Below are 18,486 nucleotides of genomic sequence, written 5' to 3'. Positions count from 1 at the left end.
GATTGATAATACAACCCGATTAGAGACTTAAACTTTGCGTGGTATGAAATTGTGCATGGTATCATATCAAAATTCTCTGTCCTTTCTGTAATCGAGGTAGTATCATCTGTAATTCATTTACAAAAGAATGGGAAGAATGTTGTAATTTTGCACCCGAAGAAAAACAACCAAATAACAAATATACTATGCAGCTGATTAAAGACAAAGAATTCGGGGGCGAACGCCCGCTGTTCGCCTCGCACGACCTTCACTTGGATAACGTGACCATCCGCGAAGGAGAATCGGGCATCAAAGAGTGCAGCAACATCGTAGCAACCAATTGCCGTTTCGAGGGGAATTATCCATTCTGGCACGTACACGGTTTTACCATTGACAATTGTTACTTTGCCGTAGGCGGACGCTCGGCATTGTGGTATTCCGACCATTTAATCATGAAAGATACCGTAATCGATGCCCCGAAAATGTTCAGGGAGATGAACGACATCACCATCGAAAACGTACAGATGAACGATGCCGACGAAGTGTTCTGGCGGTGCAACCGCATCCGCATAAAGGACCTCAAGCTGCACGACGGTACCTATCCGTTCATGTTCAGCAACGATATTTATGTGGACGGGCTGGAAAGCGACAGCAAGTATGTATTCCAATATGTGAAAAACGTGGAAATCCATAACGCGAAGATTACGACGAAGGACGCTTTCTGGGAAGTGGAGAACGTAACGATTTACGATTCGGAACTGAACGGTGAGTATCTGGGCTGGCACTCGAAGAACCTGCGCCTGGTTAATTGCCACATCTCCGGCGAACAGCCTTTGTGTTATGCCGAAGATCTGGTGCTGGAGAACTGTACTTTCGACCCGTCCTGCGACCGCGCCTTCGAATATTCTACCCTGAACGCCGACATCCGCGGGGCGATCACCAACATCAAGAACCCGATGTCAGGACGCATCATAGCAGACAGTATCGGCTCCATCACACTGGATGAAAACATCAAAGCTCCAGCCGATTGCGTGATAGAAACAAGGTAATGAAGAATTTTCACCACAGATTACACAGATTGATAAAATCATTTCCTCCGTATAATGGAATAATTATTTTTTTAGAAGCTGTTTTGAATTTATCGTGCGATGATTTGGGATGAGTTTTTGAGGCATTTTCGCTTCTGTAATGAGGAAGATAGCGGGCTATCTGACGAAGAACAGAAGCGGAAAGGACCAAAAAATCGCCCAAAGCACACACGAAAACGAACACATCAAGCCAAGAAAAACTTTTTGGAGAAATTCAAAACAGCTTCTTAATCTACGTAATCTGTGGTGAAAAATGAGAATCGCGTTTTTTATTTCAGCTTATCGTATTCCTCGTCCGTAACAGGTTCCAGCCATTCGTTGGAAGTGTTTTCTCCGGGAACTTCGAAAGCGAGGTGTGCAAACCAACTGTCGGCTGCCGCTCCATGCCAGTGCTTTACATTCGCCGGGATGTGTATCACATCGCCCGGAAGCATCTGTACGGCAGGCTTTCCTTCTTCCTGATACCAGCCGCGTCCGGCTACACAAACCAACATCTGACCACCGCCCTTCGTGGCATGATGAATGTGCCAGTTGTTACGGCAGCGCGGCTCGAAGGTCACATTCGAGAAAGGAACTTGTTCACCCGACACACGGGCAAGATAACTGTTTCCGATAAAATACTGTGCGTATGCCGTATTGGGCTCGCCGATAGGGAAAATCATTTCGCGCTGGAAAGCTGCCTTTCCGTTATCGTCCGCCACATCTTTCGCCCATACGTCTTTCGCCAGACGGAAAGCTCCCCATGCATTGGGCCATCCGGCATAGAAAGCCACGTGGGTCAACAATTCGGAAATCTCGGTACGGGTCACGCCGTTGCTCTTGGCAAACTGCAAATGATGCGTAAGTGAAGAGTCGATAATGCCTTTTCCTACCAGTGTAGCAATTGTAATCATGCTGCGGTCGTGCGGACTCAGCCCGGGACGGTTCCATACTTCACCGAAAAGGACGTCATCGTTCACCTTTGCAAATTCGGGAGCAAATTCTCCCAACTGCACACGTCCGGCAGTCTGTGTAATCTTTTCTTGTGCCATAGTCATTTGAATATTAGTTGTTGATACAAGCATCCCCAAAAGGATGACTTTCCTGATGTTCAGTTGAATAGATTTCATAGGAGTCAAGATTTTTATGATTATTACTTGATACAAAAATACCCCCTTTCCCCGATATACCGCCTAACCAAATCACAGATGATTGTACCAGATTTACAGAAATCTATGGAATATTCAAAAAATTGCATGAACGTTTTTTACTTTTATTACTTTGCCGGGTCTTATAAGCAGAACGTCCGCTCAAACGAGCTTACGAACGGGAACGGACAACATGAATGTATAACTTAAAACATTGAACAGTATGAGACTAACTAGAAAACTGGGAATGGCGATAATGGCAATAATGGCATTGACTGCAAGTTCCTGCGTCACATTGCATAGACACCGCCCCCAAAGAAAAGGTAAAGAAGCAATGGAAAAGCTGATAACAGACATTGCGGCTGTGCTGACTTCCGACCAGCAAGTGCTTTACAAACAACTGCAAGAGGAAGCCGCAGCCGAAAGAAAAAAACATACGCGCAAAAACTGAGTGATTGCCACCTCTGGACGCTGACATTGCCTTGGCTGGACGGAGGAAAATCGTATTATTTATTAAGACAAAAGGAAGTCATGAAACAAATCATTTTTAATGATTTGGGCTCAAGGATGCCGAAGCCTACTGCAACTGGCTCTCTGCAAAAGATACCAAGCACGGTTATCGCCTGCCTTCCGAAGAAGAATGGGTGCTTGCCGCCGGACACATGCCCAAGGATGTTTCCATGAATTCCGGTCATGCGGAACGTGGATTGACAACTGTGGATGCATACGCGCAAAGCAAGGGTGCCTGTGGCGGCATTGACTTTTGGGGAAATTGTTGGGAATGGAGTTCCTCGACCAATGCTGACGGACTGCATATTATCAAAGGTGGCAGTTGGGATTCCGACCGTGACGATTGCCGCAGTGAGAAATCCGATGTAGCAAGGGACGGCTCGCAAGGCTATGCCAATGTTGGTTTCCGAGTGGTAAGAATAGATAGCAACTGAACTTATTTGATTTTCGTTATTTTGTTCCATTTATAAACAGAAGAAAGAAAGACATAGATATTCTTTCTTCTGTTCTTATTTTGTACCTTTATTCTACGGAAGGGTTAGCCGAACAAGCAAAGCGATGCAGACCACGGCAAATAGGACAGTTGTCTACTCATTATCCCCAAATGAGGTAATTCTTCTAACTCTTTTGATTGCAAAGAGGAATATCCCTTGTACAGATTTACGCAAAAGCAATGGCGAAATACGGCTTACAGCGTGGCATACGGGGTTCGGAAGCACGGCACACCACCACCGCCCAATACTACCGTGACCTGAAACGGCAGACGGGAGAGCTTGAAGCCAACGTAAGGCAGTTGCAGACCGCACAACAACAGGCTGAACGGCAGCTTGACGAAGTGCGAAAGGAAATCAAGTCGGAGAAGCTGGAAGCCGCCAAAACCGAAGCGAAAACGGCACTCGTGGCAAAGGTCGGTTCTCTTTTGGGCAGCGGCAAGCTAAAAGAACTGGAAGCCGACAACCGCACCCTGCAAGGCGAGGTTGCCGTCCGTAACGAAAGCATCGAACTGTTGCAACGGCAAATGCAGCGGCAGCAGGAGGAACACAGCCGCCAGCTTATGGAACTGCAAGCCAAGCACCGCAGGGAAATGGCGGACAAGGAAGCGGAACACCAAAAGGAAGTGTCATTCCTGAAATCCGTTATTCAGAAAGCCAAGAAATGGTTTCCGCTGTTCCAAGAGTTGGTGTATATGGAGAAGTTCTGCCTCAAAGTCGGCTTCAACGAGAAGCAGACTGCCACGCTTATCAGCGGCAAGCCGTTGTTCTACGAGGGCGAACTCTATTCGGAGGAACACAAGCGGAAGTTTAAGACCGAAAGGGCAGGCTTCCAAGTGGTGAAGGACCCGAAAGACAAATCGAAACTCGCACTTGCCATCAACAGGCAACTGATTGGCGAATGGTTCAAGGAGCAGTTCAACAAGCTGTTCTCATCCATTAGGAGGACGGTTGCACCGCACAGAAAGGACAAAGGCTTGGGTTTGTAAACAATGCCAACGGGAGGGTAGCAAGTTTGTGTTTTGGGCAGACCAAAACCGCTTGCTACCCGCTGATTGAAACGTCACTTTATTTGTGCTCTAATCCTGCTCAAGCTCGCTTGTGTGACACCTAAATAGGTTGCGATACTTCCCAATGGTAACCGTTGCAACAAATCAGGCTCTTTCTCTAACAACTCCTTATACCGTTCCGAAGCGATGGCAGACAACATGGAAATCAATCGTTCCTCAGTGGCAAGTAATTCCATTTCCGCATAACGCCGCCCCCAATTGGCGATGTGCAAGTCTTCTGAAAACAATTCTTTCAGTTTTTTTCTTTCCAATACATACAGGACTGAATCCTCCATCAGCTCCATCGTTTCATATCCCGGCTCATCGTTCACGTATCCTTTCATGGAAACGAGAGTCGCCCCTTCCTTGCCGACCCAAAAGGTAATGTCCTTTCCGTCCACCGAAGTATAGGCGCGGACAATGCCTTTCTTGATGAAAAAGATGTCCTTCTCCACCTTGCCACTTTCCAGCACGCGGAAGCCTTTGGGATAGGAAACTTCCGTCAGGCATTGCCGCAACTTGTCCAAAGACGCATCCGGCATGGCATATCTCAGGTTGATGATTTCCTTTATATCCATAAGTCATTTTGTTGTGGTACAAAATTATAAAATAGCGCACAGAAACAGCTGCTAACGGCTGTTTTTTGTCAAATGCAAAATCCGTTTTTACCAAATGTAAAAAACGGTTAGAAATTACTTGCTTACTTTTGCACCCGAATTTAATAAATCATAGGTATGAATTGGATAATTTTATTTTTGGCAGGATTGTTTGAGGTAAGCCTTACATTCTGCTTGGGAAAAACGAGAGAGGCATCAGGTATTGGTTTTTATCTGTGGGGAAGCGGTTTCTTGGCTTCCACGGTATTGAGTATGGCATTACTTGCCAAAGCGGTTCAGACTTTGCCTTTGGGCACGGCATACGCCATTTGGACGGGTATCGGAGCGGTCGGCACGGTCTTGATTGGGATATTCGTTTTCAAAGAGCCGGCCACTCCCATACGGCTTTTCTTCCTGTTCACGCTCATTGCCTCCTTGATTGGATTGAAAGTTGTGTCATACTGAAAGGAGGAATAAATGATGAAATATGAATTGAGAGAAAACCATGGCATTCCGGCACCTCTGCTGGCTCTGATGGCAGTCGCTACCGGGCTTTCCGTTGCCAACTGCTACTACAACCAGCCTTTGTTGGGCAGCATGGCAAAGGATTTTGGGGTAAGCGACTTTTCTGCCAGCATGGTTGCGACATTGACCCAGATAGGTTATGTAGTCGGACTTGTGTTTGTCATTCCGCTTGGCGATTTGGTTTCACGAAAGCAGCTGATATTGACCAATTATATCGTTTCATCGTGCGCATTGCTTGCCATAGCACTTGCCCCTAACATCTATTGGGTATGGGGTGCATCCTTGCTTGCCGGAGCGTCTTCGGTCATGCCGCAGTTCTTCATCCCGTTGGTGTCTTATCATTCAGCACCCGCACACAAGGTGCGCAACGTGGGGATTATACAATCCTGTCTGCTAATAGGCATTCTTGGTTCACGGGTATTCAGTGGCTTTCTCGCTGATGTTTGGGGATGGCGTTCCGTTTATTTCGTCGCTTGTGCGTTTATGCTTGGATGCTTTCTGATGATTTACAAGATGCTGCCCGTGCTGTCTGCCCGTTCACAAGAAACTTATGCAGGATTGATGAAATCCTTGCTGCGCCTGCTCTACAAATACCCATACTTGCGTATCGCTTCTTTGAGGGCAGCATTGGCTTATGCTTCGTTCTTCGCATTGTGGAGTTGCCTTGCTTTCCGGATGAAACAAGAGCCTTTCTTTGCGAGTGACGATATTATCGGCGCACTCGGTTTGTGCGGATTGGCAGGTGCATCCACGGTGGTTTTCATCAGCGGCTATATCCAAAAGTATGGCGCAAGGTTCTTCTCTATTGCCGGAGGATGTGTGGTATTGGCTGCATGGCTGCTGACATTTTTTGGAAATGACAGCTACTTGTGGATGATAATCGCCATCCTTTTGATTGATGCAGGAATGCAATGCATCCATTTGTCAAATCAGACCAGCGTGGTCTCCCTTGACGCATCCGCTATCAATCGTGTCAATACCGTTTATATGACCATTTACTTCTTGGGTGGCTCTGCTGGTACATTCGTTTCAGGCCTGTTTTGGCAACATTACGGATGGGCAGGTGTGGTTTGGACGGGAATAGCTTTTACCGTGGCTTCCTTGCTCGTTAATTGCTTCAAGCCCAAAACGGCATAAGGGTGGATGCCAAATATCCAGACTGAAATAATTTTTGGAATGATTTTCCAGCCTGAATATTTTTCATACCTTTGTGCCGTAAGAGTTACCCAAACAAGCAAAGCGATGTAGACTGCGGCAATTAGAACGGTTGCCAACTCATTACCCAAAACGAGGTAATCCTTCCAACTCTCTTAATTTCAAAGAGGAATATCCCTTGTACAGATTTACGGAAAATCAATGGAAAAACCAAAGTCCAGCGGATATCGCCACCGTCATCATCCGCACCGGCACCGGTTAGTGGTTGTCGCGGAACAGACTACCGCCACAGAGCAAAACAAGGATGGTATCACCTTTGAAGAATGTTTGGCTATGACAGAACCGGATGCTTATGGAAGCACTGAATGATACGGACATCCTTTCAGCCCTAAAGGATATTCAAAAAAAGACAAATCACTCATTATGCTATCGGTATAGATTTATGCATTTTGTTGATGTCACAATTCCGACATGCTGTCTCCGTCCCGTTCGGCGCACATCACTAAACTGTCTTTATCTCACTCAGATTACTTGAAAGGCTTTCGTTATTATCTTCTTGCCTCAACGCAGATAGCTTCGTCTGGTGTAAGATTAATAATCTTCCGCTTGTAAGATTAATAATCTTGCAGCCTGAAGATTAATAATCTTACAGCAGATGCACCTATATGCGTTTGCCGACACACCTATATCCGCGGGCTTCCGCAACCGGCTGCGTCTTGCTATGATACTATTGAATATCCGCAATGAACCCATGTAGGGGCGGGGTTCGCCCGCCTGTACTCACCTACGTGGATGTATTCGGGCAGGCAAACCCTGCCCCTACAGGTAAATGAAAAAGGCGTGTTGCGGCATATTCTTTTTCCTGAAAAGATATTGCTTTTATCCTGAAAAATAGTGAATAATATTATGTAACTTTGTATTTATCAAACAAAAAGGTGAATATACACTATGAAAAGTATTATCCTGTTTATAACATTATCCAGCGCTATTTGCATAAGTTGTAGCAACAAGCGACAGCAACTACAACCGGAAGCCACACCGGACAAAGATCCGGCTATAACCGGTGGAAACGATACGGCTACAAACATTCGAATAAGCAGTCAAGATACATTGCTAGACAAGGATACCATTGTCTACGACATACCGGAATGCTGCCTTTGGTACGCCAAAGACTTGCCGGATGAATACAAGGATAAGCCTGTTTCCATGTGGGCGGAACATGCTGTATATTGGGAGAATGTGCACGCCGTCAATATATTTGTATCAAATCCAACGAACGCACAACTATCATTCGGGAGGTATTGGGACATAGATGTTTGGAAGGAAGAGAAATGGGTTTCCCCGGAAATGAAAGTTTCCTGCATGATATGGCCTGATGACGAATTTATAATGCATAAAGGCATGTTGTTGCATTGTTTCCGTTTTCCTGTTGGCAAATATTATCATCTGCCCAAAGGGAAATACCGGATAAGCAAACCCTTCGGCTTGGCAGGAAAGAGTATAGAGTTGAATACAGAATTTGAAATCAAATAGTCTTTTTATGAAAACAAACGTGTTAGCATTAGTTATCAGCCTGTGGGCGACCTTTTCGCTGCAAGCGCAGACAAACGAACGTTACATCGAAGTGACAGGTACATCCGAAATCGAGATTGTTCCCGACAAAATCCATTACCTCATCGAAATCCGCGAATACTTCGAAGAAGAGTTTGACGGGAAATCGAAGCCCGAAGAATACCGTACCAAAGTGCCCTTATCGGAAATAGAACAAGGATTGAGGGATGCACTTACCCAAGCTGGCATCTCGCCCAACGCCGTCCGTACACAAGAAATCGGCGACTATTGGCGCCAGCAAGGACAGGACTTCTTAGTTTCCAAGAGCTTTGACATTACACTGACCGACTTCAATCAGATAAATGAAATAGTCAGGCGAATAGATACAAAAGGCATACACACCATGCGTATAGGCGAGTTGGAAAACAAAGACATGCCGGCATATCACCAAAAAGGAAAAATCGAAGCGTTAAAGGCTGCACAACAGAAAGCCGCTTACCTGGTAGAAGCATTGGGCAAGAAATTAGGCAATGTCATACGCATCGTAGAAGAAAGCAGCAACACGGCTTTTCCGTTTGCACAAAGCAATGTGCTTTCTTCCGATGCGGCATCATTCGACAGTTTCCGCACCATCAAGAAAAACTATTCCATGCTCGTGCGTTTTGAAATCATAGATTAGGAACATTTCACCGCAGCGGACACAGAGTTCTACAAAAAAGATAACGAATCCGAAAATAGCCTGTGTAGGGGCGTATCGCATACGCCCGAATAAGCCAACTCATCCACGAAGATGTTTTCTGGGCGTATGCGATACGTCCCTACAGAGGATGTTTGCGGTATTCAATTTTTATTGAACGGTAACTTGAAAGAGAATGGCTCATCAATGTGAGACCAGCTTCAATCCGATAATGGAGGCTATCAAAGTAGAGATGAAGAAAAGACGGAGAAAGGATACCGGCTCGTGAAAGAACACGATGCCAAGAACCACTGTACCTACCGCACCAATACCTGTCCACACCGGATAGGCTGTACCGATAGGCAACGTCTGCACTGCCTTTGCCAACAATACCATACTTAATGTAAGACTCAGCAAGAAACCGGCACCCCAAAGATACCAGTCGGTGCCCGATGCTTCTTTCATCTTACCCAAACAAAAAGCAAAGCCGGACTCAAAGAATCCGGCAACAATCAGAATAATCCAGTTCATACGGCTTTCTTATTTCTTTTAATAAAATGTGGAGGCAAAGATACGATTTTTTATTCACACCACACCTTGCAAACTATTTATTTTAGAAGCTGTTTTGAATTTATCGTGCGATGATTTGGGATGAGTTTTTGAGGCATTTTCGCTTCTGTGATGAGGAAGATAGCGGGCTATCTGACGAAGAACAGGAGCGAAAAGGACCAAAAAATCGCCCAAAGCACACACGAAAACGAATACATCAAGCCAAGAAAAACTTTTTGGAGAAATTCAAAACAGCTTCTTAGTAGATGTTGAGAATTAGTTTATACTTCTCGCAACATTAATTTGTGCATTTTGTATATGCCATGTAGTAGAGACGATGTGCACATCGTCTCTACAGAAACGGTGCGAAATGTTCAAGGAAATGCACAAATTCATACCGTACATGGTATATATAATGTGTCAGTTCAGAAACGCGGATTATTTTAATTTACGATTTGACAATTTACTATCTGCTATTTGAGCATTAAATCGTACTTCGTAAATCGAAAAATAGTAAATCAAAAGAATCTGCGCTAATCTGCGAAAATCTGTGTTTCTGATAATATCACACTTACTTCCCAAAATAAGTATCCAGCAAACGCCGTGCAGCCGAAAACGAGGAGGTCTTGCCCGAAAGCACCTGCTCTTCTTCGTATGCCAAAAGCGAAGATACGGCGGGATTATTGTAGAAGCTATCGCGCAGCTGCTCGTTGATGGATTCGTACATCCAGTATTTTGCCTGCTCGTTACGACGGTGTTCGAAATATCCGTTCGCCTTCACAAATGCAAAGTATTCGTATATCATGTCCCAGATTTCCTTGATGCCAATGCCATAGAAACCGGAATAAGTCAGCACTTTGGGTATCCAGCCGGATTCGGGAGCCGGAAACAGATGCAAGGCATTGCGGAAATGGGCTGCAGCCAACTTCGCCTTTTCAATGTTGTTTCCGTCTGCCTTATTGATGACAATCGCATCTGCCATCTCCATGATTCCACGCTTAATGCCCTGCAGTTCATCTCCCGTTCCGGCAAGCTGGATAAGCAAGAAGAAATCCACCATCGAATGCACTGCCGTCTCGCTCTGCCCTACTCCGACAGTTTCTACAAAGATTTTATCGAAGCCTGCGGCTTCGCAAAGGATAATGGTCTCGCGCGTCTTGCGTGCCACGCCACCCAACGAACCTGCCGTAGGACTGGGACGGATAAACGAATCGGGATGCACCGAAAGTTTCTCCATACGGGTCTTATCACCCAAAATACTTCCTTTCGAACGCTCGCTGCTGGGGTCGATGGCAAGCACGGCAAGCTTGCCTCCCTTCTCCAGGACATGCAATCCGAAAACATCTATCGAAGTACTCTTGCCAGCACCGGGCACACCGCTGATACCTATCCGTACGGAGTTGCCCGAAAATGGCAGGCATTTCTCTACCACGTCCTGTGCCAATGCCTGATGCTCGTGCTTGACACTCTCTATCAGGGTAACCGCCTGGCTCAATACCGTAATGTCTCCCTTGAGAATACCTTCTACATACTCGCCTGCCGTAAACTGGCGGCGTTTCGGACGTTTTCTTGCTTTCAGATACGGGTTTATCGTAGCAGGCTGGTCAATGCCCTTGTTTACCGTCAAACCTTTGTATGCTTCATTGTTTTCGGGGTGTTCCATAGTTTTTTATTTAAGAAGTTAAGAAGTTAAGAAGTTAAAGGAGTTAAGGAGTTAAGAAGTTAAAGGAGTTAAGCCAATAGAGCCGTAAATGTCAGCAAAAGTATCGGCTTAACTCCTTAACTTCTCTAACTCCTTAACTCCTGATTATATCATAGCAATTTCGCCTTCACCCGGATAGTGACCGAAGGCTTTGCCGGGTCGTTCGTTATCATCAACACACGCGGTGTGCCTTTTACGCGCGACAAGTTCTCTGCCAAGACCGTAATCTTCATCTTCGTTGATTCGCCAGGTTTCAAGACCGTTTTTTTCAGGCTTACGGCAAGAGCAATGCTGTTTACCTGCATATCCTGAATCTCCAGATTCGATTTACCGGTATTGGTGATTACCACGCTTTGCGATTTTTTCTGGTTAGGCTTCAACGGCGGAAACTCCAATTCGGTAGCCGAAAGCGAAAGTTGCGGAGGATTGTTCTTCTGCTGCTCGGTCATCTTGGAGAAATCGGGAAGCAAAGCAATGGATACGGGTATCTCATTATCCGCCCCTACTTTATCACCGGGAAAACGTGACAGATAAACGGAAGTCCGGGTAATGCCCAGCTTAGGCAATTTGTCGGTATCCAGTGTCACCACAATCTTTCCGTTCTTGCCACGACCCAACACCTCAGGGGTTGCTTCTGCCGAGAGATAAGGAGGCAAGTGCATCAGCACCGGTGTATACGTCTTGCTGGATGTATTAGCCACCAGAATCGTAAATTCCGGACGGTCGCCCTTATTGACATTCTCAAACTCGATTTCTTCTTGATTCAGGTGCACCGAACCGAATCCGTAAGGATGCGTAAACGAATAGTTCTTGGCATCGGCTGTCACCTCTCCGTTGAACTCCAAATAAACGGGAACAGCACTGGCATTGCAATATACGCCTACTTCCTTATAGAAATGTCCGATGGCTTCGGCATCGAACACTGCGCTAACGGTTCCCTTACCGCCTGCAGGTATGGGATGTTTGGTCCAATCCACCTCAACACATCCGCACGAAGCGGTTACATTCGAAATGACCAACGGTTTGTCACCGGTATTGGTAAACTGGTAAGTAACTGTAGTGGGATTGCGCCAAAGGATGTACCCCAAGTCTTGCTTCTCGCGGTCGAATGTAATTTTCGGCTGGGCGTATGCCGTAAGCGCCACACCAAGCATTATGCTGAATAAAAATAGAATCCGTTTCTTCATCTTTTGCATGTACTAATTTCGAGAGAACAAAGATAAAGAGAAAATCAAAGACAGACAAAAAACCAAGCATCGAAATAAATTTGAAACGCAGATTAACGCGGATTCACGCAAATTATAGAAACTGTTTTGAGAAGCTGTTTTGAATTTCTCCAAAAAGTTTTTCTTGGCTTGATGTATTCGTTTTCGTGTGTGCTTTGGGCGATTTTTTGGTCCTTTCCGCTCCTGTTCTTCGTCAGATAGCCCGCTATCTTCCTCATCACAGAAGCGAAAATGCCTCAAAAACTCATCCCAAATCATCGCACGATAAATTCAAAACAGCTTCTGAATTTATCAATCTGCGAAAATCCGCGTTGTTCTGCGTTTCCTTTATCTCATCCTTTTACTTCACCGTCAAGGTCTCGCCTGCGGTATAGCCGCTATACTCGGGAGCGTATGCCGACTGCACCGTAGCACTTCCTGCCCGATACGTTCCGGCACGGTCGATATAGACGGTATATTCCAACTGGTAGGTTCCCTTCTGCATCCGGTCGATAAAGAACGAAGTAGAAGCATCGCGACTTACCCGGTAATAACCGATACCTCCGCTCCAGCTATATCCGGAGAGCTGCTGCTCGGGCTCCATACAGGCGGCACGCTCGTCTTTCACCTGAACGAAGTCCATATCACGGTCTGCCGAAACAGTCAGACGCACCGTTACCTTATCGCCTACATGCAACTCGGCATTGCGCGAAAGGGCTTTTCCGTCCCGATAAAGCGTACGTTCGATTTGCAGACCGGTTCCTTTCGAAGGCAATACCTTGTCCATATCCTCCAGGTATTGGGCGTAAACGGCTCCCCATCCCAGTCCTTCACCGGTACGGCTGATACGGATATCATCTGCCTCGGCATCGGTTCCGGTAAAGGTCTTCCGTGCATAGCCCAAAGCATCCTGCGGAGTCTGCCAGGTAGTCTTGCCTACCGTAGCTTCCATGCTTCCGCCTTCGCCCAGCGTATCGCTTCCCATACACAAGAAAGCATATACGGCATCAGCAGTCGAAACGGAACTTTCCCACACCTGCACCTGCTTCTGCTTCAAGAGCCATTGCTTCATGCCGTTCAGCATACTGGTGTCCGGCGCAATGCGGTAGATGGCTTCCATTGCCGCCACTTGAGCCGGAATCTTATAGCTTCGCCACGAATAGGCAGCTTTCGGCGTATCGAAATACAAGCCCATTTCTTCGGTGCCTACCAGATATTCCTTAATGGACTGTACCAATTCGGATGCCTGACCAGACTTGCCTGCCCCCTGCATCACCAGGGCAATCATCGCTTTCTCACAGATGGAATAGTCTGCCGAACGGTTTTCCAGTTTCGCGATGAAATAATCATTCACCTGTCCGTCGGCATGATTTGCCGCCAGCTTGTCAATAGCACATATATACAGATAATGTACAATCTGCCCGTCAGGCCATACGGTCAGCTCATTCTCCGCTTCCCGGCGTTTCATCTGTTCGTATTCCTGTTGCGACTCTTTTTTCAAGTAGTCGACAGCACGCACATACATGTTGCCCACGCCTTGGTCCAGCTTCACCTGCATGGCTTGCAGGCGTGCCAGCATCTCGACGATTTGGGTGGTAATATAACGGCTTCCTGTCATTCCCTTGTACCAGCTCCACGAACCGTCAGGCAGTTGCAAGGCTTCCAGTTTACCGATAGCTATCTGCTGGCGGTTCGACATCGTATTCAGGTCGAAAAGCAAGGCAATACGGCGTTTCTGTTCCGCTTCATCGGTCGCCTCGGCAACCCACGGTGTCTCGGCAAGCAAAAGGTTCTTCAGGTCCTGGTTTCGTTCCAGGTTGCTGAGCAAGGTTTCCTTCCCTGCTCCTTCAGCTTTCCACGTACGGAACACTTCTTCGATGCGCGGATTCGAACGGACGATGTGCGCAGCCAATGCATTGGCATAATATGCCGAAGCCCACGACAAGGCATCTTCTTCCGAAGGATTTCCCATCACCGGAAGTGCCTGTACGGCATACCAGTCCGGATTGGCGGTCATCTCTACCGTCAGGCGTTTCTCTGTAGCGGTCTTGCTCTGCTTGTTGAACAATTCCTCGGCAGCTACCGATTTTGTTTCGGTTCCGTCCAGTTGTACGGGTACGGTCTCGGTCATCCATTGCTTATCAGTCAGCACCGGTACGTAATGTTGTTCCCCGTCACTATATTCACCGGCTTCCGCTACGATTTTGCAAACCAGCACATCATAGGTTTCGGGCACTTCGAAAGTGAAATGCACCGTTCCCGTCTCGCCTTCACTTACCGAGAACGATTGCTTATCGTGTGCCACGACCTTTCCTGTAACCGGATCCGACCATTCAATGCGGGCGATTCCGGATACGGTTTCCATTGATAAGTTGACCAGCGAAGCCGCTATCACCGCACGGTCTCCCCTACGGATAAAGCGCGGCAAGTTGGGCTGCACCATAAAGGGTTTCGAGGTCTGGACCGTATCAACCAACAAGCCATAATCCATAGCCCGCGTATGGGCAAAGCCCAAGAAACGCCATTGGGTCAGGGCATCGGGCACGGTAAAGGAGACGCTCACATTGCCCAACGAATCGGTGCGCAAGTTGGGATAGAAGAAAGCCGTCTCGGCAAAGTTCTCGCGCAGGGCAGGCACCGGCACTTGTTCCGCGCCCGCACTGCTTCCACTCTTCACATCGGCGATGCTGATTTGTATTTCACCTCCACCTACATCCCCTTTCTTCATTTGGAAACCGGGAGCCGGTGCAGCCGTAGCATCATATCTTACTTCACGCAAATCAGCTATATCCGCTCCCTCCAATGCACTCAATGGCATTACTTCCATCATTTCTTCCTGAACCGCATTGGCACGACTCAAGAATGTAAATCCTCTCCGGAAACCTCCCAACCACGTAGTATATAGCCTGCTATAGTCTCCATAAAGCAAGTCGAAGCCCTCGCCGGGATAGGTTATCGGGAAATCACCGTACATCCGTAGCCGCTGGAATGCCGAAGCGAAATCGGCACGCACGTACATCGCCCGGCGTGGGAACGAAAGCCCGAAACGCCAGTCGTGCTTGTGCAACACGTCCAAAGAAGCATCGTAGAGTGTAGCCATCAGGTTGGCTTCCGCCGCCATCCCCGAAGGACGGGCGATGTGCAGCGTCCAGGTCTCTTGTCCGCCCGGTTGCAGGCGGTCGCGGAATGTTTCCCATTTCATCATCAACCGCTTATCGGGCACAGGACGAGTCAGGAGCGACTGGTTGGTATACAGGTTTCCTTTGCGCATAAAGGTGAATGCTACGGTCACCGCATCACCATACGCCTCACGATAAGGAAAGCTGAACGCCTTGAGTTCCTTATCCAGCGTCACTTGCCGAGATTCGATACGCCGTTGTCCATCGTATACATCAATGAAAAGGCATACCCCTTCCTCGTTCGTTCCGATATAGAACGTGGGCGGCTCCTGGCTTCCGAAGCTATCGCCGTCTTGATAAAACCAGGCGGTTTCTTCTACCGGCGAGGTGCGGTCTGTCTTAGAGAAGAGCACGAAATCCTGCTCTGCCGTACAAGGACGACCCTTTTCATCTTGTGCCGAGACCTCCATGCGGTACCTGCCCGAAGGCAATGCCCACACGTCCGAAGGCACAAACGATTGCATCGACTCTGCCTTGCCCTCGTAGCGCAAAGCACCTTTCTTGCCCTCCTTGTCCAAGGCATATACCTTGTATGCCACTTCCACCTGCACGGGCTGTCCGTTCAGGTTCATCGCCTGCACCTGGATGCGTTCCTGCTTTTCGCGCATCACATTTGCGTTCAATCCCTTCAGTTGCAAGCCGAGGGTCTGCTCGCCGGCAGGCAAAGCCAGTTCGCCCTGACGGGTCTCGCCGGCACCGTCGGTCACATCCGCCGATACCTTATAGATATAATAGGTATGCTCCGCCTCGTAATCGGGTTCTGTCAGCCTGGCACAGATATAAAACTTGCCATCGGCATCGGTCTGCGTTTCGCCCGAAAGCAATTCTTCCGTTGCTCCTTGCCAGCGGAACCACGACATTTCGGTACGGACAACACGATATTTCACCCGGGCATTGCGCACCGGAGCACCGGCATACGTCTTTGCCTCAGCCGATACCCGCACCGAATCGCCCATCGTATAGGCTTCCTTGTAAGGGTCGAACCGCACCTCGAAAGTAGGCCGTTTGTACTCGTCTACCTGAATCACCACCGACCGGTCATAACCTGACAGGTAATACTGGCCCGGAAGCAAATTATCGGGCAAAGCAAACTCGTGCGAGAAGACCCCGAACTCATCGGTCCACACATCGGCTTCGCCCACATTTTGAGACCCCCGATAGAGCCTCAGCTTATCCTTGGCATACGAAGCCGCACGGATGGAGTCGCCATCCTGCTCGTACACCACACCCGATACATGCACCGTCTGTCCGGGACGGTACAAAGAGCGGTCGGTAAACAGGTCGGCTTGTTTCTTCCAACCAACCGAAGCCGCTCCCACCACACTATCGATTGCACTCAACCGGGTGATAGCCATAAAGTCGTGCCCGGGCGTACGCACATTGTAATAAGCGCCGGTCCGTTTCGGCACTTCAAACGCCGTCCGTCCCTGCGCATCCGTCCGGTGCACGTTCCACAAGGCATAGTCTGCCTTCGCATCGTAGATATTCAGCTGGTAGGTCACTATCTCCGCACCCGGAACAGGACGTCCTGTCAGGCGGTCTACGGCTATAAACTCATGTTGCCTGCCCTGTACCGGTAGCTCGATGGCTTGGTAGGGCGAGACAAACATCACCGCCGAAGCGATGCCTTTTTCCACTCCTTTCGGGATTTGCTTCAGCATATAGATGCCCTCGCCGGGCAATGTATAGCGCAACACGGTATCGCGCCGCTGGTAATCCTCCGTGGCGCGGAGGGCATAGAAGCGGCTGGAAACCTTCGTACCGTATTGCTTGAGCAAGGCATCGCGGTCGGTCTCTTCGCGGAACTGGAGCTGTGCCGCCGTGGGCGCAAGGTTCAGGCGATAGAGTTCGAGCGTAACGCCTTCGATATTGGCATACGTCACGTTCGCATCGGTTTCGTAGTTCGGATAAAGGAAAGGGATATCCACGTTCAGCATCGGACGGGTGATGTAGTCTATCTGCCCCTGCAAGTCCTTTGCCCATTCGCCTTTGGGATACTTCGCCAGCCCTTCGCGAGCCGTCTCTACGGCTTCTTTCAGACGGTTGGCATCGCGGTAAGCCACCACCAGTTTCACGTATGCATCCGCACATGCAGGCAGGTCGGCATACGTATCAATCAACCCGTGCAGGCGGGCAATAAGCTCATCATCCGTGAGGCGGTACGGTTTAAAATTGTCCATCCTCCGTTTCTGGAACCAGAGTTTCGCCACTTCGGTGAGCAGGGCAGCCTCCCGGTTCTGTGCTTGCTTATAATAATCTATCAGCCCGTCATACAGTTCCATGCACGCTTTCGCCTTGGGCAGGTGCGCCGGACTATACAGGGTGGACATCTGCTGGATAGCCGTACGGGTGAGCAAGTCCAGCATATTGTCATTGAAATACCGCTCGCTTTGCTTGCCCGATTCGGTCATCGGGCGGAACTCTTTGGCTGAAGTACGTCCCAGCACCTCCTTGGGAGCCACCGAAGCACGGAAATAAGCGATAGCCGCCTCCATGCTGTCCGGTTCGTTTGCCATCATCCAAGAGCCCACAATGCTATGCAACACGGCACGCCCTACGGTATCTTTTTCCTCCTCCGCCCATTGCTTCAACGCCGCATATTCCACTTCGGCACTATCGGGCGTAAGCGAAACCTGCTGGGAAGCCCGCACCAAGTGCGCCTTCATCAGCTGAGGCAGGTTGCGTTCTGCTTTCGCTTTTGCATAAATCTTCCCTGCCGTAGCGATGACCGACTTAGGCAGGTCTTTCTTCTGATACATTTCCACTTCTTTCCATAGCTGGTCGTAGCTCTGTGCCAGCACCGGAAAGGGCAGCATGCCGATGAATATCACCATCAGCACCTGCAATAGTCTGTTCGTCTCCATATGGTTTTCGTTTGGTTTTTCTAAAGTAACGAAATATTTCCCAAACTCCTGCATCAGTATCCATTAAAATAAACAAAAAACGGAAGAAAAAGCCCATAGGCACCCTTCTCCCGTCTGCTTGCGTAAGGAATATCGTCTGCAAAAATCCAACCAACTATATGCGTCCGGACACGCAAACATTATCTCAGCTAGTTTTATTGCAATGAAACAAAAGTTTCAGTGCACTGAAACCAGCGATGA

At 48.3% G+C, this 18,486-nt stretch carries 17 protein-coding genes and 1 pseudogene; 11 read left to right on the top strand and 7 right to left on the bottom strand.

Going from position 1 to position 18,486, the window contains the following annotated elements; translation table 11 throughout:
• Positions 1-185 precede the first annotated feature (185 nt).
• Both B5G04_RS10725 and B5G04_RS19860 read left to right on the top strand, forming a co-directional pair.
• A complete protein-coding gene (locus tag B5G04_RS10725; protein WP_087249564.1) occupies positions 186-1,028 on the top strand; it encodes a DUF3737 family protein in 843 nt (280 codons plus the stop codon).
• 99 nt (positions 1,029-1,127) lie between these two features.
• Entirely contained in the window at positions 1,128-1,298 is a 171-nt protein-coding gene (locus tag B5G04_RS19860; RefSeq protein WP_158100089.1) for a hypothetical protein, read from the top strand.
• A 38-nt stretch (positions 1,299-1,336) separates the two neighbouring features.
• Here the strand turns inward: B5G04_RS19860 and B5G04_RS10720 are convergent, their stop codons facing one another.
• Positions 1,337-2,155: a carboxymuconolactone decarboxylase family protein gene (locus tag B5G04_RS10720; RefSeq protein ID WP_204247016.1), complete on the bottom strand. Its 819-nt coding sequence runs from the start codon at positions 2,153-2,155 to the stop codon at positions 1,337-1,339.
• 262 nt (positions 2,156-2,417) lie between these two features.
• Between B5G04_RS10720 and B5G04_RS19335 the strand changes: the two genes are divergently transcribed.
• The 3 genes and pseudogenes from B5G04_RS19335 to B5G04_RS10710 all read left to right on the top strand — a co-directional run bounded on the left by B5G04_RS19335 (position 2,418) and on the right by B5G04_RS10710 (position 4,184).
• Positions 2,418-2,645 (top strand): hypothetical protein, encoded by a 228-nt coding sequence (locus tag B5G04_RS19335; protein WP_140406921.1) that lies wholly within the window; start codon positions 2,418-2,420, stop codon positions 2,643-2,645.
• 124 nt (positions 2,646-2,769) lie between these two features.
• Positions 2,770-3,138: pseudogene (locus B5G04_RS10715) on the top strand (SUMF1/EgtB/PvdO family nonheme iron enzyme); the annotation flags it as partial.
• Between the two features lie 239 nt (positions 3,139-3,377).
• Positions 3,378-4,184 carry a recombinase gene (locus B5G04_RS10710; protein WP_239414082.1) on the top strand — a complete coding sequence of 269 codons (807 nt, stop codon included), beginning with the start codon at positions 3,378-3,380 and terminating at the stop codon, positions 4,182-4,184.
• Between the two features lie 74 nt (positions 4,185-4,258).
• Here B5G04_RS10710 and B5G04_RS10705 read toward each other — a convergent pair whose 3' ends face one another.
• Entirely contained in the window at positions 4,259-4,822 is a 564-nt protein-coding gene (locus tag B5G04_RS10705; RefSeq protein ID WP_087212931.1) for a Crp/Fnr family transcriptional regulator, read from the bottom strand.
• 156 nt (positions 4,823-4,978) lie between these two features.
• On the opposite strand from B5G04_RS10705, the gene B5G04_RS10700 reads away from it, so the two are divergent.
• The 5 genes from B5G04_RS10700 (at position 4,979) to B5G04_RS10685 (ending at position 8,750) form a co-directional block, all read left to right on the top strand.
• Positions 4,979-5,305: a multidrug efflux SMR transporter gene (locus tag B5G04_RS10700; protein WP_021928755.1), complete on the top strand. Its 327-nt coding sequence runs from the start codon at positions 4,979-4,981 to the stop codon at positions 5,303-5,305.
• A gap of 15 nt (positions 5,306-5,320) precedes the next feature.
• Complete coding sequence (locus tag B5G04_RS10695) at positions 5,321-6,502, top strand: MFS transporter (RefSeq protein ID WP_087397354.1); 1,182 nt, start codon at positions 5,321-5,323, stop codon at positions 6,500-6,502.
• A gap of 219 nt (positions 6,503-6,721) precedes the next feature.
• Positions 6,722-6,889 (top strand): hypothetical protein, encoded by a 168-nt coding sequence (locus B5G04_RS19855; protein WP_158098138.1) that lies wholly within the window; start codon positions 6,722-6,724, stop codon positions 6,887-6,889.
• Between the two features lie 579 nt (positions 6,890-7,468).
• Positions 7,469-8,053, top strand: coding sequence for an immunoglobulin-like domain-containing protein (locus B5G04_RS10690; RefSeq protein ID WP_087397146.1), 585 nt, complete (start codon positions 7,469-7,471; stop codon positions 8,051-8,053).
• A 7-nt stretch (positions 8,054-8,060) separates the two neighbouring features.
• Positions 8,061-8,750 (top strand): SIMPL domain-containing protein, encoded by a 690-nt coding sequence (locus B5G04_RS10685; RefSeq protein WP_022041111.1) that lies wholly within the window; start codon positions 8,061-8,063, stop codon positions 8,748-8,750.
• Between the two features lie 201 nt (positions 8,751-8,951).
• Here the strand turns inward: B5G04_RS10685 and B5G04_RS10680 are convergent, their stop codons facing one another.
• Positions 8,952-9,278 carry a multidrug efflux SMR transporter gene (locus B5G04_RS10680; RefSeq protein ID WP_013619157.1) on the bottom strand — a complete coding sequence of 109 codons (327 nt, stop codon included), beginning with the start codon at positions 9,276-9,278 and terminating at the stop codon, positions 8,952-8,954.
• A 110-nt stretch (positions 9,279-9,388) separates the two neighbouring features.
• Here B5G04_RS10680 and B5G04_RS19850 point away from each other — a divergent pair, with 110 nt between their 5' ends.
• Positions 9,389-9,559, top strand: coding sequence for a hypothetical protein (locus B5G04_RS19850; protein WP_158098033.1), 171 nt, complete (start codon positions 9,389-9,391; stop codon positions 9,557-9,559).
• A gap of 308 nt (positions 9,560-9,867) precedes the next feature.
• On the opposite strand, the gene meaB is transcribed toward B5G04_RS19850, so the two are convergent.
• The 4 genes from meaB to B5G04_RS10665 form a co-directional block, all read right to left on the bottom strand.
• Positions 9,868-10,959 (bottom strand): methylmalonyl Co-A mutase-associated GTPase MeaB, encoded by a 1,092-nt coding sequence (gene meaB / locus B5G04_RS10675; protein WP_087397144.1) that lies wholly within the window; start codon positions 10,957-10,959, stop codon positions 9,868-9,870.
• Between the two features lie 149 nt (positions 10,960-11,108).
• Entirely contained in the window at positions 11,109-12,185 is a 1,077-nt protein-coding gene (locus tag B5G04_RS10670) for a DUF1573 domain-containing protein (protein ID WP_162612726.1), read from the bottom strand.
• A gap of 12 nt (positions 12,186-12,197) precedes the next feature.
• Positions 12,198-12,482 carry a hypothetical protein gene (locus B5G04_RS19845; RefSeq protein WP_158100088.1) on the bottom strand — a complete coding sequence of 95 codons (285 nt, stop codon included), beginning with the start codon at positions 12,480-12,482 and terminating at the stop codon, positions 12,198-12,200.
• Positions 12,483-12,564: 82 nt separating this feature from the next.
• Positions 12,565-18,246 carry an alpha-2-macroglobulin family protein gene (locus B5G04_RS10665; protein ID WP_087397140.1) on the bottom strand — a complete coding sequence of 1,894 codons (5,682 nt, stop codon included), beginning with the start codon at positions 18,244-18,246 and terminating at the stop codon, positions 12,565-12,567.
• Between the last annotated feature and the right edge of the window lie 240 nt (positions 18,247-18,486).

The organism is Bacteroides sp. An51A (assembly GCF_002161565.1).
In the GTDB taxonomy this organism is placed as follows: Bacteria; Bacteroidota; Bacteroidia; order Bacteroidales; family Bacteroidaceae; genus Phocaeicola; species Phocaeicola intestinalis.
The sequence above is the reverse complement of the archived record's forward strand: the minus strand, read 5'-3'. Positions and strand labels throughout refer to the sequence as shown.

Bases quoted from the DNA above. Each gene is read 5' to 3' on its own strand.
- B5G04_RS10725 (WP_087249564.1), top strand. From the start codon at position 186: ATGCAGCTGATTAAAGACAAAGAATTCGGGGGCGAACGCCCGCTGTTC.
- B5G04_RS19860 (WP_158100089.1), top strand. From the start codon at position 1,128: ATGATTTGGGATGAGTTTTTGAGGCATTTTCGCTTCTGTAATGAGGAA.
- B5G04_RS19335 (WP_140406921.1), top strand. From the start codon at position 2,418: ATGAGACTAACTAGAAAACTGGGAATGGCGATAATGGCAATAATGGCA.
- B5G04_RS10710 (WP_239414082.1), top strand. From the start codon at position 3,378: ATGGCGAAATACGGCTTACAGCGTGGCATACGGGGTTCGGAAGCACGG.
- B5G04_RS10705 (WP_087212931.1), bottom strand. From the start codon at position 4,822: ATGGATATAAAGGAAATCATCAACCTGAGATATGCCATGCCGGATGCG.
- B5G04_RS10700 (WP_021928755.1), top strand. From the start codon at position 4,979: ATGAATTGGATAATTTTATTTTTGGCAGGATTGTTTGAGGTAAGCCTT.
- B5G04_RS10695 (WP_087397354.1), top strand. From the start codon at position 5,321: ATGAAATATGAATTGAGAGAAAACCATGGCATTCCGGCACCTCTGCTG.
- B5G04_RS19855 (WP_158098138.1), top strand. From the start codon at position 6,722: ATGGAAAAACCAAAGTCCAGCGGATATCGCCACCGTCATCATCCGCAC.
- B5G04_RS10690 (WP_087397146.1), top strand. From the start codon at position 7,469: ATGAAAAGTATTATCCTGTTTATAACATTATCCAGCGCTATTTGCATA.
- B5G04_RS10685 (WP_022041111.1), top strand. From the start codon at position 8,061: ATGAAAACAAACGTGTTAGCATTAGTTATCAGCCTGTGGGCGACCTTT.
- B5G04_RS10680 (WP_013619157.1), bottom strand. From the start codon at position 9,278: ATGAACTGGATTATTCTGATTGTTGCCGGATTCTTTGAGTCCGGCTTT.
- B5G04_RS19850 (WP_158098033.1), top strand. From the start codon at position 9,389: ATGATTTGGGATGAGTTTTTGAGGCATTTTCGCTTCTGTGATGAGGAA.
- meaB (WP_087397144.1), bottom strand. From the start codon at position 10,959: ATGGAACACCCCGAAAACAATGAAGCATACAAAGGTTTGACGGTAAAC.
- B5G04_RS10670 (WP_162612726.1), bottom strand. From the start codon at position 12,185: ATGAAGAAACGGATTCTATTTTTATTCAGCATAATGCTTGGTGTGGCG.
- B5G04_RS19845 (WP_158100088.1), bottom strand. From the start codon at position 12,482: ATGATTTGGGATGAGTTTTTGAGGCATTTTCGCTTCTGTGATGAGGAA.
- B5G04_RS10665 (WP_087397140.1), bottom strand. From the start codon at position 18,246: ATGGAGACGAACAGACTATTGCAGGTGCTGATGGTGATATTCATCGGC.